The sequence below is a fragment of the Mycobacterium sp. genome, from assembly GCF_035314665.1.
Taxonomy (GTDB): Bacteria; Actinomycetota; Actinomycetes; order Mycobacteriales; family Mycobacteriaceae; genus Mycobacterium.
On sequence record NZ_DATFZD010000433.1, the window covers coordinates 1 to 15,062 of the forward strand.

Below are 15,062 nucleotides of genomic sequence, written 5' to 3' on the forward strand. Positions count from 1 at the left end.
CGCGCAGGCTCTCCAGCAGCCGGGTGTCGGCCTCTCGATGCGCATCGGTGTAGCGGTCTTCGGTGAAAAGGTTGACCGCCGACTTGTATTCACCGCGCGCGACGAACTGCGCTTCGATGCCGGCCTTCTCCAGCGCGTCACGCAGGAACAGGGCGCTGGTGGCGAAGCCGATCAGCCCGACGGTTCCCGACGGCTGCATCCACACTTCGCCGAACGCCGACGCCAGGTAGTAGGACAGCGTTCCCGGATACGTCTCGGCCCACGCCAGCGACGGCTTGACCGTGGTGAACGCGGCGACGGCGTCCCGCAGCTCCTGAACCGGACCCGCCGCGGCCGCGGGAAGCTGCACCCGCGCGATCAGGCCGGCGACCCGCGGATCACCGGCGGCCCGGTGCAGCGCGGATACCGCTTCGCGCAGCACCAGGGGGCGGCCGCCACCGCTGATGATCGTCAGGGGGTCCAGGCCGCCGACCTCCGGCGGCGTGGCACGCAGGTCGAGTTCGAGCACGCAGCCCTTGGGTACGCCGTGGTGGCGGGCGGTGTCGACCCGGCGGGCAAATGCGCGCACCTCGTGGGCACCGGGCGGGTCGGGCAGGAAAGCAAACATATCTCGAGCCTACCGATGACCAGCGGCACCGCCGCGGGGACGGAGCGTGGACAGTACGTTAGAGGCGTGCGATTCTCCATTTCAATCCATCAGCTCGATCCCGCCGGATTCGACGCGAGCGGCACACGCGACTACCTGACTCGGGCCGAGGAGCTCGGATTCGAGGGCGGCTGGGTGCTCGAGCAGATCGTCGGGGCGGCGCCACTGTTGGCGCCACTGGAACTGTTGGCGTACGCCGCGGCCTGCACCCAGCGGCTGCGCCTTGGCGTCGCGGTGCTGGTCTCGTCATTGCACGATCCGCTTCAGCTGGCCTCGTCGGTCACCGCCGTCGATCGGCTCAGCCACGGCAGGCTGGACGTAGGAGTGGCGCCCGGCGGGGGCTTCCGCCAGTTCCCCGCGTTCGGGGTGGACAAAGCCACCTACATCAGCAGCTTCACCGAGGGCCTGGAGTTGATGAAGGCAGCGTGGTCAGACGAGCCGCGGGTGACGTTTCAGGGCCGGTTCCGCCAGGTCGACGACCTGCCGATCCAGCCGAAACCCACCCAGCGGCCGCATCCGCCGATCTGGTTCGGCGGCCAGGCCCCCAAGGCGCTGGCCCGGGCGGTGCGCCACGGCGACGCGTTCCTGGGTGCCGGTTCGTCGAGCACGGCGAAGTTCGTCGAGGCGGTGAAAACGGTGCGCCACGAGCTGGCCGAGCAGGGCAAGGATCCCGGCAAGTTCCGGATCGGCAAGCGCGTCTACTTGATGGTCGACGACGATCCGGCCAGGGCGCGCGAGCGCGTGCTCGCCGGGTTACACCGCATCTACGGCGCGATGCCCGGCATCGACGCGGTACCCGTGTCCGGCACGCCCGACGACGTCGCTGCCGGTTTGCGCGAAGTCATCGACGCCGGCGCCGAAATGATCCTGCTAAATCCGGTCGGCCGTGACCTCGCTGAGGATCGCGAGCAGATGGAACGCCTTGCCGCAGAAGTGATTCCGCAGCTACGCTAGGGTAGCTCACCGGTTGAGCCACGGCGTCGACGCGGCCTGTGCTCGATGTGACTGCCCGCCGAGTTCGATTAACAGGCCCGTGCCGGCGGGCCGGGCGCGATATAACCACTCAATGGTTCTCAAAGTCACCGTCTCGCCGGACCTGGTCGGCGGGGACGTCGACGAGGGTTATGGCAAGGTCGCCGATGCATTTCGCGCCAACTTCGCCTCCGGTCGCGAGGTCGGCGCCGCGATCGCCGTCTATCGCAACGGCGTCAAAGTGGTCGACCTCTGGGGCGGCTACCGCGACGGAATCGCCAAGGCGCCGTGGCAGCACGACACCATGGTCAACATGTTCTCAACAACCAAAGGTGTTGCTGCCCTGGCCGTTGCGTTGGCCGTGTCGCGCGGATTGTTCGGCTACGACGACAAAGTAGTCGACCACTGGCCGGAGTTCGCGCAGGCCGGCAAGGCCGACGTGACGGTCCGGCAACTGCTAGGCCACCAGGCCGGTTTGTGTGTGCTGAAACCAGCGCCAACCGTGCGGGATGTGGCCGACCCGGCGCGGCTTTCGGCGATGCTCGCGGCGCAGAAGCCCGCCTGGTCGCCGGGCACCCGGCACGGGTACCACGCGATCACGCTGGGCTGGTACGAATCCGAGCTCATCCGCCGCGCCGACCCGGCGGGCCGCACACTGGGCCGCTTTCTCGCCGACGAGATTGCCGGGCCGATGGGGCTGGACCTGCATATCGGCCTGCCGGATTCGGTGCCGCACGAGCGGGTGGCACACCTGCACCACTGGAAGCGCGCGGAATCCCTACTTCACCTCAATTCCCTAGCGCCCGCCCTCGTCGCCGCGTCGCTCAACCCGGTCGGACTGCTCGCCCGTGCGGGTTGCCTACCAAGTGATGTGAGCCCCTGGGACGGCGACTACAACCGCGACGAGGTGCGCGCCATCGAGATCCCATCGGCCAACGGGATCGGGACAGCCGGCGCCGTCGCGCAGCTCTACGGAGCCGCCACGACCGGGGATGCCGCGCTGAGCCTGGCGCCAAACGTGCTCGACGAGCTCATGGCCGAGCCCACGGAGCCGAGCCACGGGCTGCGGGACCGGGTGCTGCACGTCGACGTCGCCTATTCGCTCGGATTGGCAAAGCCGGTGCCGTTGCTTATGTTTGGATCGTCCGACAAGGCTTTCGGCACACCGGGTTTCGGCGGCTCATTTGGCTTCGCCGACCCGGACACCGGAACCGGGTTCGCCTATTTGATGAACCGGCTCGGTTTCCACCTGTGCAGCGACCCGCGAGAACTGGGGGTGCGCCAGGCGCTGTTCCGCGACGTGTTGGGCGCGCGCCCGCAAGCCTAGAGCTCGGTAGCCGAGCCCCCAGCGGCGGTGATCTTCTCCCGGGCGCTGCCGCTGAACTTGTGTGCGGTGACATCCACCTTGACGGTCAGTTTGCCGTCGCCGAGGACCTTGACGAGCGAGTTCTTGCGCACCGCGCCCTTGGCCACCAGCTCGTCGACACCGACCGAACCGCCTTGGGGGAATAACCGATTGATGTCGCCGACATTGACGATCTCGTATTCGGTGCGGAACCGGTTGCGGAAACCTTTGAGCTTGGGTAGCCGCATGTGGATCGGCATCTGCCCGCCCTCGAAGGTCACCGGCACGTTCTTACGGGCCTTGGTGCCCTTGGTGCCGCGGCCCGCGGTCTTACCCTTGGAACCCTCGCCGCGTCCGACGCGGGTGCGCTTGGTCTTCGATCCGGGCGCAGGCGCCAGGTCGTGCAGCTTGATCGTCATTTCGTGCTACCTCCCGCCGTGTCAGCCGGCTCCACCTCGACCAGGTGACGCACGGCCGCGATCAGGCCGCGGGTCTGCGAGTCGTCCTCGCGGACAACCGAATCGCGAATCCGTCGAAGCCCCAAGGTGCGCAAGCTCTCGCGCTGCTTCCAGCGAGCACCGATCGTGCTGCGCACCTGGGTGATTTTCAGCTGAGTCTGTTGTGCTGCTTTTCCTGCGGCCATGGTTATGCCGTTCCTTCACGTGCAGCGTTGGCGGCGTTCCCAGCGGCGGCCAGCTGTTCGCTTTCCCGCCGGGCGCGCAGCATGCCGGCCGGGGCGACATCCTCGATCGGCAGTCCACGCCGGGCGGCCACCTCCTCGGGCCGCTGCAAGAGCTTGAGCGCGGCCACCGTGGCGTGCACCACGTTGATCGCGTTGTCGCTGCCCAAGGACTTGGCCAGAATGTCGCGCACGCCAGCGCATTCCAGCACCGCCCGGGCAGCACCACCCGCGATCACACCGGTACCGGGGCTGGCCGGACGCAACAGCACAACGCCTGCCGCGGCCTCACCCTGCACCGGATGCGTGATGGTGCCACCGATCAGCGGCACCCGGAAGAAGCCCTTACGCGCCTCCTCGACACCCTTGGCGATGGCGGCGGGGACTTCCTTGGCCTTGCCGTAGCCGACACCGACCATCCCGTTGCCGTCGCCGACGATGACCAAAGCGGTAAAGCTGAATCGCCGACCACCCTTGACCACCTTCGAAACACGGTTGATGGTGACAACCCGCTCGAGGTAGTTGCTCTTGTCCCCGTCGCGGTCGCGACCGCCGCGGCGATCGTCCCGACGGCCCCGGCTCTCGCGGTGGTCACGGCCCTCGCCGCGGTTGTCACGGCCCTCGCCGCGACCCTCACCAGTGCCCGTCGCCTGGCCGGCCGTCCTGGCCGGTTGCTCCGCCATTATGCGGTCCTTCCAAAGTCGTTGCTTGTCATCAGAACTTCAACCCGCTCTCGCGTGCGGCGTCGGCCAGTGCCGCGATCCGCCCGCCGTAGGTGTAGCCACCGCGGTCGAACACCACCGTTTCGATTCCGGCCGCTTTGGCCCGCTCGGCGATCAACTGACCGACCCGCACACTGTGGGCCTTCTTGTCGCCGTCGACGCCCCGCACGTCGGCCTCGATCGACGAGGCCGCCGCCAGCGTGGTGCCCGTGAGGTCATTGACCAGCTGGACGTGGATGTGCCGCGACGAGCGGTGCACCACCAGGCGCGGACGCTCCGAGGTGCCCGAGATCTTCTTGCGCAGCCGCGCGTGCCGCCGCAGCCGGGACTTCCGCCGCGCGGCGGATACGCTCTGCCCCACCGACTTTGGTGCGGTGGTATCAACTTTTGATGGCGCCATGACTACTTACCTGTCTTTCCGACCTTGCGGCGGATCTGCTCACCCTCGTAGCGCACGCCCTTGCCTTTGTACGGGTCGGAGCGGCGGAGGCGACGGATGTTCGCCGCGATCTGGCCGACCTTCTGCTTGTCAATCCCGGAGATGGAGAACTTCGTCGGCGACTCGACCGCGAAGGTGACACCTTCGGGCGGCTCGATCACCACGGGATGGCTGTATCCCAACGCGAATTCGAGATTGGAACCCTTCAGCTGCACGCGATAGCCCACACCGAAGATCTCCATCTTCGTGGTGTAGCCCTGCGTCACCCCGGTCACCAGGTTGGACACCAGCGTGCGCGACAACCCGTGCAGCGACCGGTGGTGCCGCTCGTCGTCGGGACGGGTGACCACAATGGCGCCATCGTCGTTGCGCGCCACGGTGATCGGTTCGGCGACGCTCAAGTTCAGCGTGCCCTTGGGCCCCTTGACCGAGACGCTCTGGCCATCGATCGTCACCTCGACCCCGGTGGGAACCGGAATCGGCTGCTTACCAATACGCGACATGGTTACCCCCTCACCACACGTACGCGAGGACTTCGCCGCCCACGCCCTGTCTGGCTGCCTGGCGGTCGGTGAGCAGGCCCGAGGAGGTCGAGATGATCGCGACGCCCAGACCGCCGAGCACCCGTGGCAGGTTGGTGGACTTGGCATACACCCGCAACCCCGGCTTGGACACCCGCCGCAGACCGGCGATGCTGCGCTCCCGGCTGGGCCCGTACTTGAGCTGAACGACCAACGCCTTGCCGACGCGTGCGTCTTCGGTGCGGTAGTCGGTGATGTAACCCTCCCGCTTGAGGATCTCGGCGATGTTCGCCTTGATCTTCGAATGCGGCAGCGTCACCTCGTCGTGAAACGCCGAATTGGCGTTGCGCAGACGTGTCAAAAAGTCTGCGATCGGATCCGTCATCGTCATCGAGCGCTACTCCTCTTCATCGCTGCGCTCTGTATCGTCGTTAGCGCGGTCATGACAGCGGTGTTGCCTTCCTCGCAGTGGTTCCCGATCCGGGCCTGCTGCGCACCTGTTTTCGGTTTGGTCTCGTCGGGTCGTAGCCGGTGTTACCAGCTGCTCTTCTGCACGCCGGGCAGCTCGCCGGCGTGCGCCATCTCTCGCAGGCAAATCCTGCACAGCCCGAACTTGCGGAGCACCGCGCGCGGGCGGCCGCACTTATTGCAGCGGGTGTACGCGCGCACCTTGAACTTGGGCTTGCGCGCGGCCTTGATCACTAATGCCTTCTTCGCCATCTGGTCAGTTCTCCTTGAACGGAAAGCCAAGGGCCCGCAACAGCGCTCGCCCCTCGTCGTCGGTCGTCGCTGAGGTGACGACGGTGATGTCCATGCCTCGGACCCGGTCGATCTTGTCCACGTCGATCTCGTGGAACACCGACTGCTCGGCCAGCCCGAAGGTGTAGTTCCCGGACCCGTCGAACTGCTTGGGCGACAGCCCGCGGAAGTCGCGGATACGCGGCAGCGCAATCGATGTCAGCCGGTCGAGGAACTCCCACATCCGATCGCCGCGCAGGGTCACCCGCGCGCCGATCGGCATGCCCTCACGCAATTTGAACTGCGCGATGGACTTTCGCGCCTTGCGGATCTCCGGCCGCTGCCCGGTGATCAGCGCCAAGTCGTTGACGGCGCCGTTGATCAGCTTGGCGTCACGGGCGGCGTCGCCGACGCCCATGTTGACCACAACCTTCACCACGCCTGGGATCTGCATGACGTTGGCGTACTTGAACTGTTGATTGAGCGCATCCCGAATCTCGCCGCGGTAGCGCACCTTGAGCCGTGGCTGAAATTTCACCGGGGTCTCTGCCGTCGTCATGCCTGGATGTCCTTGCCGTTGCGCTTGGAGATACGGACCCGCTTGCCAGTCTCCTCATCGACTCGGTAGCCGACTCGGGCGGGCTTGCCGTCGGAGTCGACCACCATCACGTTGGAGACGTGAATCGGGGCTTCCTGCGTGACGATCCCGCCCGACCGCGCGCCGCGCTGGTTGGTGGAGATCGGGGTGTGCTTCTTGATCCGGTTGACGCCCTCGACGAGGACCTTGTTGCGGGTCGGGTAGGCCTGAATCACCTTGCCCTTGGCGCCCTTGTCCTTGCCCGAGATAACCAGGACGGTGTCACCCTTGTGGACCTTCACCTACAACACCTCCGGGGCGAGCGAGACGATCTTCATGAAGCGCTTCTCCCGCAGTTCGCGGCCTACCGGCCCGAAGATGCGGGTGCCACGCGGGTCGTTGTCGGGCTTGATGATGACGGCGGCGTTCTCGTCGAACTTGATGTAGCTGCCGTCGGCGCGGCGGCGCTCCTTGACGGTGCGCACCACCACGGCCTTGACCACCTCACCACGCTTGACGTTGCCGCCGGGGATGGCGTCTTTGACCGTCGCCACGATCACGTCGCCGATACCGGCGTACCGACGCGACGAGCCGCCGAGCACGCGGATGCACAAGATCTCCCTGGCGCCGGTGTTGTCGGCCACCTTCAGCCGCGATTCCTGCTGAATCACTAGATCTCCTGACCTGGTTCACGTATGCACGCCCACGCGTGGACGGGCCGGAGGACGCCGGAGTGCATGGTCCAACAGACCCGTCGTGCATGGTCTTCGTCGCCGAAGGGCACGCGGGGCTGACGGGTAACTCTTGGGTGCCAGCCGAGGTCTGCCCACGGCAACCCCTAGAGTCTAGGTGAAGACCTGCTCAGAGCCAAATTCCTGCCCGACGGCGGAAGGGCGACGGTTGCACGTGCTGGTGGGAGTTTCGACGTGGGTCCTGCGCGCCTGCCTGGCGCTGTCCCTAGTTCTCTGCGCTTCCTGCGCCCACCTGCCGGTCAAGGGCCGGGGCGCCGCGCCGACGCCGGGGAAATCTGTCGGGCGCCCCGGCTGTGGACCGCCGATCAGCTATCAGGTGTTCCAAAAGGACGCCTTCGGCGCGGACTGGTCGAAGACCAACGACCTGCTGGCCTACAACGCCAAGGGCAGCGACGGCCGCTACCACATCTATACGGTCAAACCTGACGGCACGAACCCCGCACAGTTCGGACTGGGCGGGGCGAATTTTCCGCAACGCACCACCGGCTCGCCGGTGTGGAGCCCGTCGGGCAAGTTCGTCGCGTTTGTCGCGGAGAAGCCCGACCCCCCCGGCAACTCGGTACCCGCGACACCGGGATGGGGTAGCTACTCGGACCTATGGGTGGCCCGTGCCGACGGTTCACACGCCTGGCAGCTGACCGACGTCCCGACCGACAAGGACCACGGCACCATCATCGCGGAATTCTCGCCCGACGGCCGGCTGCTGGAGTGGACCGAGCGCACCAAGTCCCCGAAGTTCCTGAACCCGAACCGGTTTGCCGGATTCTGGGCGATCAAGGTCGCCGACTTCAACGTCAGCCCGGACGGCACACCGTCGCTGTCCGACATCCGTACCGTCTCGCCCCCCGGCGACGCCTTCAACGAAACCGGTGGATTCTCCGCCGATTCCTCGTCTTTGGTGTTCACCAGCGACTTCGAAACACACAACATGTGGCACAACCAGATCTACCGCCTCGACCTGAAGTCCGGTGCAACCACCCGACTCACCCGAGGCGACAGCTACAACGAGCATCCCCGTTACACCCCCGACGGGCAGGTGTTGTGGATGAGCAACGCCGGCAACCCGTCACACGGCACCGACTGGTGGACGATGAGCGCCGACGGATCAAACCCGCAGCGCCTCAGCGACTTCAATGCCGACGGCCACGCCGATGCGATTGGGCACAAACCGGTGTACGCGACCGTCGTTCAGACCGCCAACTGGGGCCCCGACAATAGCTACTTCTACGGCGACGTCGAGACCAATCTCTTGACATCCGACAGCGTGATAGCGCGGGTTGCGCTCACCTGCCACGGCTCTTGACCTCGACGCGGTGTCAGTCCCCTTGCCGTACCCAGGAGTAGACGTACAACGCCATCGCCGTCGCCAGCGCCAGCAGCACCCACTGCACCAGGGCCTGGTCGATCATGGAACCCGGCGGTGGGGCGCCGGGAAGGATATTTCGCAGCGGAACGATCGCGAACAGGTTCGCGGCATACCAGGTGGCGAACGGCGGCACGAACTTTCTTCGGCCCATCGCCATCGGAATGGCCACCAGCAGCGCCAAGGTGGGCAGGCTGATCAGGACCACGATGATGCCCAGGTCGAAGATCAGCGGGCCCTTGGCACGCTCCAGGGTGAGGACCACGTTGCTGGTGTTGTGGCTTCCGGTTTCGCTGGTGTCGGTATTGCGCTGGACTGCGGCGTCCCAGCCGTCCATCGATCCGGTCACCTGGACAACGGCGGGGATCCGTTTGCGGTCGGCGCCGGTCCCGACGAACACATCGGCCGACTGCGGCTCGGTCCGGTACGAGTCGAACGGCCAGCTGCCGGGATTGCCGTGCGCCTCGATCGTGGTGTTGACCTGCGCCGGCGCTTTACCTTTCGGGAATTGCAGGTCTCCGAGATCGTTCGGCGGATACAGCCGGACGGCGATATCGGTGTTCAGCTCGTCGAAGCGCTTGTCGTACAGCGACTCGCCCGGATAGATCAGCACGTTCACCGCGAGGCGATTCGTCGTGGGCTTCAGCTCTTGGAGGCGTATCTGCACAACGGTGTCATCGGGGCCGGCCTGGCTGAGGTCCAGTGGCGGCAGCGGACCCTCCGATTTCTGTAGTGCTTGGACGCCGAGCAGCGACAGGGCGTAGGCGACGAAGAAAGCCAGCAGAATAGCCAGCCCGATGATGGTGCCCCGTCTATGCCCCTTGTGCGCCGGCGGTGACGGCGGCGCTGTGGGCGGAGCGTCAACGCTCATTGGTCGCTACCGGAAAGTCGTGACAGTCGGCGCAGCACGGGCTCAGGTTAGCGAATGCCGGAGCCGACTGCGCGGCGAAATAACTTTGCCGGCAAGACTCCAAAATTCCGTCACCCGTTGGCCATCCTTCGGTAACTCGCAGTTCAAGATTGATCGCCGATCGGCAATTCGACATCGCAACCAGGCGGCAGGCCGGGCATTGACCAGTTAGTCTGATGTTTGGTTGCATGCGGGTTCCGGTAGCTGCAATTCTCAACACGTATCGAGTTACGGGGTGAGGCAATCAAGATGAAGCACAAGCGATTAGTCGCCGCCGCGAGTTTGCTGGCTGCAGGCACAATCGTGCTGTCGGGATGCGAGGTCCCACACACCAGCATGGCCTACGCCGGCGAGGTGGTGAACTGCGGCGGCAAGGCGACGATCAACGCCAGCGGCTCGACGGCGCAAGCCAACGCGATGAAGGGGTTCATCAGTGCGTACGAGAAGGCCTGCCCCGGGCACACACTGAACTACACAGCCAACGGGTCGGGCGCCGGAATCAGCGACTTCCTAGCCGGCAAGACCGATTTCGCCGGATCGGACACTCCGCTGGACGACGACCAACACGCAGCCGCCAAGCAGCGATGCGGCTCCGACGCCTGGAATCTGCCCGTGGTGTTCGGCCCGCTGGCCATTACCTACAACCTTTACAACGTCGACTTTTTGGTGCTGGACGCGTCCTCGCTGGCCGGGATCTTCAACGGCAGCATCAAGCGGTGGGACGACCCGGCGATCACGGCGCTCAACGCATCGATGCCGTCCGAGGACATCAAGGTCGTCTACCGCAGCGACAAATCCGGCAGCACCGCCAACTTCCAGGCCTACCTGCAGGCCGCTGCCGGCGGCGACTGGACCCAGGGCACCGGCAAGGAGTTCAAGGGCGGCGTCGGCACCGGCGCCAAAGGCAACGACGGCACCTCGGCGATGGTGAAGAACACCGAGGGCGCGATCACCTACAACGAGCTGTCATTCGCGATGGATGAGGGACTTTACGCCGCCGAGATCAAAACCCCGGCGAGCCGCAAGTCGAGGCGCCCGGTACGCATCGGCACCGACTCGGTCGGCAAAACCATCGCCGGGGCCAAGTTCGTCGGCAAAGGCAACAACCTGGTGCTCGACCTCTCGTCGTTCTACAACCCCACCCAAGACGACGTCTACCCAATCGTCCTGGCCACTTACGAGATCGTCTGCTCCAAGTACGCCGACCCCCAGGTCGCCCAGGCGGTCAAAGCGGCCCTGCAGGCGATGCTGGGCCCCGGTCAGATCGACCTCGACAAGCACGGCTACATCCCGCTGCCGCCCGACTTTCAATCGAAAGTCATCGGCGCGGTAGCCGCCATCAGCTGATCTGTCAGGGCAGATCGCTTACACATCGGAACCCGATGTGGGTGGTCGCCGTGTCCTGCGATTGCGGTGACCGCGCCGCCGGCCGATACCGGTGGCAGTACTCGGGTGCGCACAGGTGCGAGCCGCCCTTGAGCGTCTGGGCAATGGTCGGGTCGGCGGGTCCCGACGGCGCACAACAGGCCTTCGGCGGCTCATCGAGCCGGTGGTGGGCCGAAAATTCGGTCGCCGTCCATTCCCACACGTTGCCGATCATGTCGAGAAGGCCGAACTCGTTCGGCGGGAACGCACCCACCGGCGATGTTCCGGCCCAACCGAGCGCACCGTCGTTGCGGTAAGGGAATCTGCCCTGCCAGGTGTTGGCCATCAGCTTCCCGTCGGGCTTTTCCTCGTCGCCCCAGGCATACGTGGTGGTGGCTCCGCCGCGGGCCGCGTACTCCCACTCGGCCTCGGTCGGCAGCCGCCGCCCGGCCCAGCGCGCATAGGCCGCCGCGTCGGGATAGGCCACCTGGACGACCGGATGGTCGGCCCGGTCGGCAACGTCGCTGTCCGGCCCGAACGGGTGCCGCCAGCTTGCGCCCGGCGCCCAGACCCACCATTGCCGCCAGTCGCGCAGGTCGACCGGGCCCGGCGGCGGACGAAACACCATCGCGCCCGCGCGCAGCTCTTTCGCGTCGGCTCCCGGAAAGAGCGCGGGGTCGATGGGTTGCTCGGCGACCGTCAGATACCCTGTCGCGGAGACGAATTCGGCAAATTGAGCATTGGTCACCGGATGCCGTTCCACGGCGAAGGCGGACACGCTCACCGTGTGGATCGGCGCTTCCTCGGGGTAAAAGCTCGTCGAGCCCATCCGGAACGACCCGGATGGCAGTTCGACCAGCTCGGTGCGCATACGTTCAGGGTATGACCACCGCGAAGTCTTGCATCAGCGCGGTTTTCGCCGCGTCGAATCCGGGCGCGCCGGCCGACCCTTCCAGGTGCGTGGTGACCAGGTATTTGTTTGTGTTGGTCCAGATGTGGGTGATCCGGTCGGCGAAGTCGAGCGTGCCCGGCGGCCCGAGGAATGTGCCGGTGAGCTTCTGGCTGCTGTAACCGCAGAACTTGGCACCCACCGTGTCCACCTGTAGGTCGGGCTTGGAGCGCCGCAGCATGGCCGCGTAGTCGGCGAAGGCCGCGGCGGGGTCGAGCGTTGTCGTGGCGATGGTCACCGTTCCGGTCATGCCGTCGGGTCCGTTGAGCGTCAACGCCACATCGCCTTGTCCGGGATCAGAAGTCCAGCCGTCGGGCGCCGCGACGGTAATTCTCGGTGCGGCCGGATCGGAGACCTGCGCGACGGTGCCGATGCCGATCCCGGTCGGCTCCGGAAAGCAGACGAATGCGTTGGGCGGGATGTGGTCCGGCAGCGTCTCCTCGATCCCGGGAACCGGCTTACCGCCGCTGGTTGTGGGCTGCTGCGTCGCCGAGGAGTTGGTCGTCGTGGCCGCGGCCGACCCACCGGTCCAGGCGGCGACCCCGTCGACGGTCCTGACGCATCCCGACAGCACAGCGATCGCCACCAGGCCGGCCGCCGCCAGCACAGCCCAGAAAGACCTCGACGGGATCTCAGTCACGTGAAAAAGCCAGCGCCAGTTCCTTTTCCAGGTCTTCGTACGGCCGGCCAGTCAGGTCGACCGCGACTTGGGCGATGGTGCCGCCGGTGAACGCGAACGGCGCTTTGTAGCGGCTGGACACCGCCGAACCGCCGTTGCGCCCGACGGTGATACCCGCACCCGCCAGCCCGAACGTTCCGGGGTGGGATTGCACATCCGCCAGCGTGCCGACCACGTCGTCGTCGATGAACATCGTGACGTCACCGAGGGGCGTATGGCTGTTCGCGACGGTGCCGGTGCGCGAATAGCTAACGCCGAGCAGATGTCTGCCCAACGGCACCGCACCCGACGAGGAAACCAGCTGCTGGCGCTCACCGAGGAAGTTGTACACGTAGTGCAACCGTCCGTCCTGGATGAAGAGCACGTGCCCGCCATGGGCGCCACCCTGCTTGAACAGCACACCTTCGGCGCCGGTGGTATCGACCGTCACGTCGGCCAGCAGAGCGAAAGAGCGCCCGCGGATTTCGGCGGCGGCACCGATACCGACGTCTGCGCAATCGGGATAGTAGGTGTAGCTGGACCGCTCGCCGACCAGATAGGGCCGGAACCTGGTCAGCGTTTCCATCAGGTTCAGATCCGCCAGCGGCAGACCGTTGTACTTGCCGGCCTCGGAAAACCACAGCGCCTTGAGTTCTTCAAGCTTGTCGGGCTGTTCGGCGGCCAGGTCGTGGCATTGGCTGCGGTCGGCCTCGATGTGAAACAGCTCCCAGCGATCGGCGTCGAAATGCGACCAACCCGCGGGCGTGGCCGCATGCACGGTGTTGGCGAACCAGCCCCGATGCCAGATCCCGCGGGTTCCCAGCATGGTGTAGAACTGGGTGTGCTTGCCCGTATCGGCGGCCGAATCAGCAAGGGCCGCTTTGAAACTCAACCCGTCCAGCGGCTTCTGCGCGACGCCTTTGACAGTGTCCGGCGGCGCCATGCCCAGCAGGTCGTAGACCGTCGGGGTGATGTCGCAGACGTTGACGTAGTTGTCGCGGACCTCGCCGTGCGCCGCAATACCGTTGGGCCACGAGATGATTGCCGTGTCCGCGATACCACCCTCATGGGAGGCGTAGCGCTTGTAGAGCTTGTAGGGCGTGTTGAAGGCCATCGCCCACCCAATTGGGTAGTGGTTGTAGGTATCCGGTCCACCGAGGTGGTCGAACACCTTCATGCTCTCTTCGACCGTGTCGATGTAGCCGTTGAAGAACTTGCCCTCGTTGACCGATCCGTTCGGACCGCCCTCGCCACTGGCGCCGTTGTCGGAGATCACCACGATGATGGTGTCGTCCAGTTGACCGGATTCCTCGAGATAGTCCAGGATCCGGCCGATCTGGGCGTCGGTGTAGCTCAGGAAGCCGGCGAACACCTCGGCCATCCGGCTGAACAGCTTCTTCTCTTCGTCGTTGAGCGAGTCCCACGGCCGCACGGTGTCCTGCAACGGCCAAGGCTCACCGTTGGGGCCCTTGACGTCGAGATACGGGTTTACGGGCGACAATTCGGTGTCCGATGGGACGATCCCCATCGCCTTCTGCTTTTCCAGCGTGATCTCGCGATAGCGCTCGTAGCCCATGTCGAACTTGCCGGCGTACTTGTCGGCCCATTCTTTGAAGACATGATGCGGGGCGTGTCCGGCGCCGGGGCACACGTAGCTGAACCACGGCTTGTCCGGCGCAATCACCTTGGCATCGCGAATGAATTCGATCGTCTTGTCGGCGATGTCCTTCGACAGGTGGTAGCCGTCCTCGGGTGTGCCGGGAGGGTTGACCGGGTGGTTGTCGTAGACCAGGTCGGGGTACCACTGATCGGTCTCGCCGCCCAGGAATCCGTAGAAGCGTTCAAAGCCGCGGGATGTCGGCCAGTGCCGCTTGGTCGACGCCATGTTCGACTCTTCCAGCGGCGTCAGGTGCCACTTGCCGACGCAGTAGGTGTTGTAGCCACGTTCGTTGAGCGCCTCGGAAAGCAATGCGGTATCGGCCGGAACCCGACCGTTGCAGTTCGGAAAACCATCGGTGAATTCCTCGATGGTGGCCATTCCCACGGTGGTGGCGTTGCGGCCGGTCAGCAATGACGCCCTGGTCGGCGAGCACAGCGCGGTGGTGTGGAATTGCGACAGCCTTACGCCCCGCTCGGCGATGCGCATCATCGCCGGCATCTCGACCAGGCCGCCGAAGCAGTCCCAGGTCGCGATGCCGGTGTCGTCCCAGACCAGGTACAGGATGTTCGGCGAGTGGTCCGGCGCGGTCGGTGCGGCGTACGGCCCCCAGTCCGGCTCCGAATCACGGATGTCCAGTTCGATCTTGCCGTTGAACTCAGTCGTCATCGCCGGCCTCACTCTCGTGGTGGACCCCCAGAATCCCGGAAGAAGCCTATACCGGCGAGCTGACGACTGACGAGGGAATCCAAAAGCCCCCAAAAACATT

General features: G+C 65.7%; 19 protein-coding genes. 4 read left to right on the plus strand and 15 right to left on the minus strand.

Annotated features, from left to right (window positions below):
• Nucleotides 1-607 (minus strand): S49 family peptidase (locus tag VKI00_RS31385; RefSeq protein WP_324446936.1); only part of this gene is annotated, 607 nt, incomplete at its 3' end.
• Between the two features lie 66 nt (nucleotides 608-673).
• Between VKI00_RS31385 and VKI00_RS31390 the strand changes: the two genes are divergently transcribed.
• On the plus strand, nucleotides 674-1,600 hold the full coding sequence (locus VKI00_RS31390; protein WP_324446938.1) for an LLM class flavin-dependent oxidoreductase: 927 nt from the start codon (nucleotides 674-676) through the stop codon (nucleotides 1,598-1,600).
• Between the two features lie 112 nt (nucleotides 1,601-1,712).
• Nucleotides 1,713-2,945 carry a serine hydrolase domain-containing protein gene (locus VKI00_RS31395; RefSeq protein ID WP_324446940.1) on the plus strand — a complete coding sequence of 411 codons (1,233 nt, stop codon included), beginning with the start codon at nucleotides 1,713-1,715 and terminating at the stop codon, nucleotides 2,943-2,945.
• On the opposite strand, the gene rplO is transcribed toward VKI00_RS31395, so the two are convergent.
• The 10 genes from rplO to rplN form a co-directional block, all read right to left on the minus strand.
• Nucleotides 2,942-3,382, minus strand: a complete 441-nt coding sequence (gene rplO, locus VKI00_RS31400; protein ID WP_324446942.1) for a 50S ribosomal protein L15 — start codon at nucleotides 3,380-3,382, stop codon at nucleotides 2,942-2,944. The genes VKI00_RS31395 and rplO overlap by 4 nt on opposite strands.
• Nucleotides 3,379-3,606 (minus strand): 50S ribosomal protein L30, encoded by a 228-nt coding sequence (gene rpmD, locus VKI00_RS31405; protein WP_324446944.1) that lies wholly within the window; start codon nucleotides 3,604-3,606, stop codon nucleotides 3,379-3,381. The genes rplO and rpmD overlap by 4 nt, the downstream gene beginning before the upstream one ends.
• 2 nt (nucleotides 3,607-3,608) lie before the next feature.
• Entirely contained in the window at nucleotides 3,609-4,325 is a 717-nt protein-coding gene (rpsE, locus tag VKI00_RS31410; RefSeq protein ID WP_324446947.1) for a 30S ribosomal protein S5, read from the minus strand.
• A gap of 31 nt (nucleotides 4,326-4,356) precedes the next feature.
• Nucleotides 4,357-4,725, minus strand: coding sequence for a 50S ribosomal protein L18 (gene rplR / locus VKI00_RS31415; RefSeq protein WP_324447130.1), 369 nt, complete (start codon nucleotides 4,723-4,725; stop codon nucleotides 4,357-4,359).
• Nucleotides 4,726-4,766: 41 nt separating this feature from the next.
• On the minus strand, nucleotides 4,767-5,306 hold the full coding sequence (gene rplF / locus VKI00_RS31420; RefSeq protein ID WP_324446949.1) for a 50S ribosomal protein L6: 540 nt from the start codon (nucleotides 5,304-5,306) through the stop codon (nucleotides 4,767-4,769).
• 10 nt (nucleotides 5,307-5,316) lie between these two features.
• Nucleotides 5,317-5,715 (minus strand): 30S ribosomal protein S8, encoded by a 399-nt coding sequence (gene rpsH, locus VKI00_RS31425; protein WP_324446952.1) that lies wholly within the window; start codon nucleotides 5,713-5,715, stop codon nucleotides 5,317-5,319.
• A gap of 143 nt (nucleotides 5,716-5,858) precedes the next feature.
• Nucleotides 5,859-6,044: a type Z 30S ribosomal protein S14 gene (locus VKI00_RS31430; protein ID WP_324446954.1), complete on the minus strand. Its 186-nt coding sequence runs from the start codon at nucleotides 6,042-6,044 to the stop codon at nucleotides 5,859-5,861.
• A gap of 4 nt (nucleotides 6,045-6,048) precedes the next feature.
• Nucleotides 6,049-6,621, minus strand: a complete 573-nt coding sequence (gene rplE / locus VKI00_RS31435; RefSeq protein WP_324446956.1) for a 50S ribosomal protein L5 — start codon at nucleotides 6,619-6,621, stop codon at nucleotides 6,049-6,051.
• Nucleotides 6,618-6,941, minus strand: a complete 324-nt coding sequence (gene rplX, locus VKI00_RS31440) for a 50S ribosomal protein L24 (RefSeq protein WP_324446958.1) — start codon at nucleotides 6,939-6,941, stop codon at nucleotides 6,618-6,620. Before rplX ends, rplE begins: the two co-directional genes overlap by 4 nt.
• The gene (gene rplN / locus VKI00_RS31445; RefSeq protein WP_324446960.1) at nucleotides 6,942-7,310 is read right to left on the minus strand and encodes a 50S ribosomal protein L14; all 369 of its coding nucleotides are present in this window, start codon (nucleotides 7,308-7,310) and stop codon (nucleotides 6,942-6,944) included. It lies immediately after the preceding gene.
• 235 nt (nucleotides 7,311-7,545) lie between these two features.
• Here rplN and VKI00_RS31450 point away from each other — a divergent pair, with 235 nt between their 5' ends.
• Nucleotides 7,546-8,694 carry a hypothetical protein gene (locus VKI00_RS31450; RefSeq protein WP_324446962.1) on the plus strand — a complete coding sequence of 383 codons (1,149 nt, stop codon included), beginning with the start codon at nucleotides 7,546-7,548 and terminating at the stop codon, nucleotides 8,692-8,694.
• Between the two features lie 13 nt (nucleotides 8,695-8,707).
• Here the strand turns inward: VKI00_RS31450 and VKI00_RS31455 are convergent, their stop codons facing one another.
• A complete protein-coding gene (locus tag VKI00_RS31455; protein ID WP_324446964.1) occupies nucleotides 8,708-9,625 on the minus strand; it encodes a DUF4436 domain-containing protein in 918 nt (305 codons plus the stop codon).
• A gap of 288 nt (nucleotides 9,626-9,913) precedes the next feature.
• On the opposite strand from VKI00_RS31455, the gene pstS reads away from it, so the two are divergent.
• Entirely contained in the window at nucleotides 9,914-11,011 is a 1,098-nt protein-coding gene (pstS, locus tag VKI00_RS31460) for a phosphate ABC transporter substrate-binding protein PstS (RefSeq protein ID WP_324446966.1), read from the plus strand.
• A 4-nt stretch (nucleotides 11,012-11,015) separates the two neighbouring features.
• Here pstS and VKI00_RS31465 read toward each other — a convergent pair whose 3' ends face one another.
• From VKI00_RS31465 to VKI00_RS31475, 3 genes are read right to left on the minus strand one after another with little or no spacing between them, the layout of a single operon-like run.
• Nucleotides 11,016-11,900, minus strand: a complete 885-nt coding sequence (locus tag VKI00_RS31465) for a formylglycine-generating enzyme family protein (protein WP_324446968.1) — start codon at nucleotides 11,898-11,900, stop codon at nucleotides 11,016-11,018.
• 4 nt (nucleotides 11,901-11,904) lie between these two features.
• Nucleotides 11,905-12,618: a hypothetical protein gene (locus tag VKI00_RS31470; RefSeq protein ID WP_324446970.1), complete on the minus strand. Its 714-nt coding sequence runs from the start codon at nucleotides 12,616-12,618 to the stop codon at nucleotides 11,905-11,907.
• Nucleotides 12,611-14,962 (minus strand): arylsulfatase, encoded by a 2,352-nt coding sequence (locus VKI00_RS31475; RefSeq protein WP_324446972.1) that lies wholly within the window; start codon nucleotides 14,960-14,962, stop codon nucleotides 12,611-12,613. Before VKI00_RS31475 ends, VKI00_RS31470 begins: the two co-directional genes overlap by 8 nt.
• Between the last annotated feature and the right edge of the window lie 100 nt (nucleotides 14,963-15,062).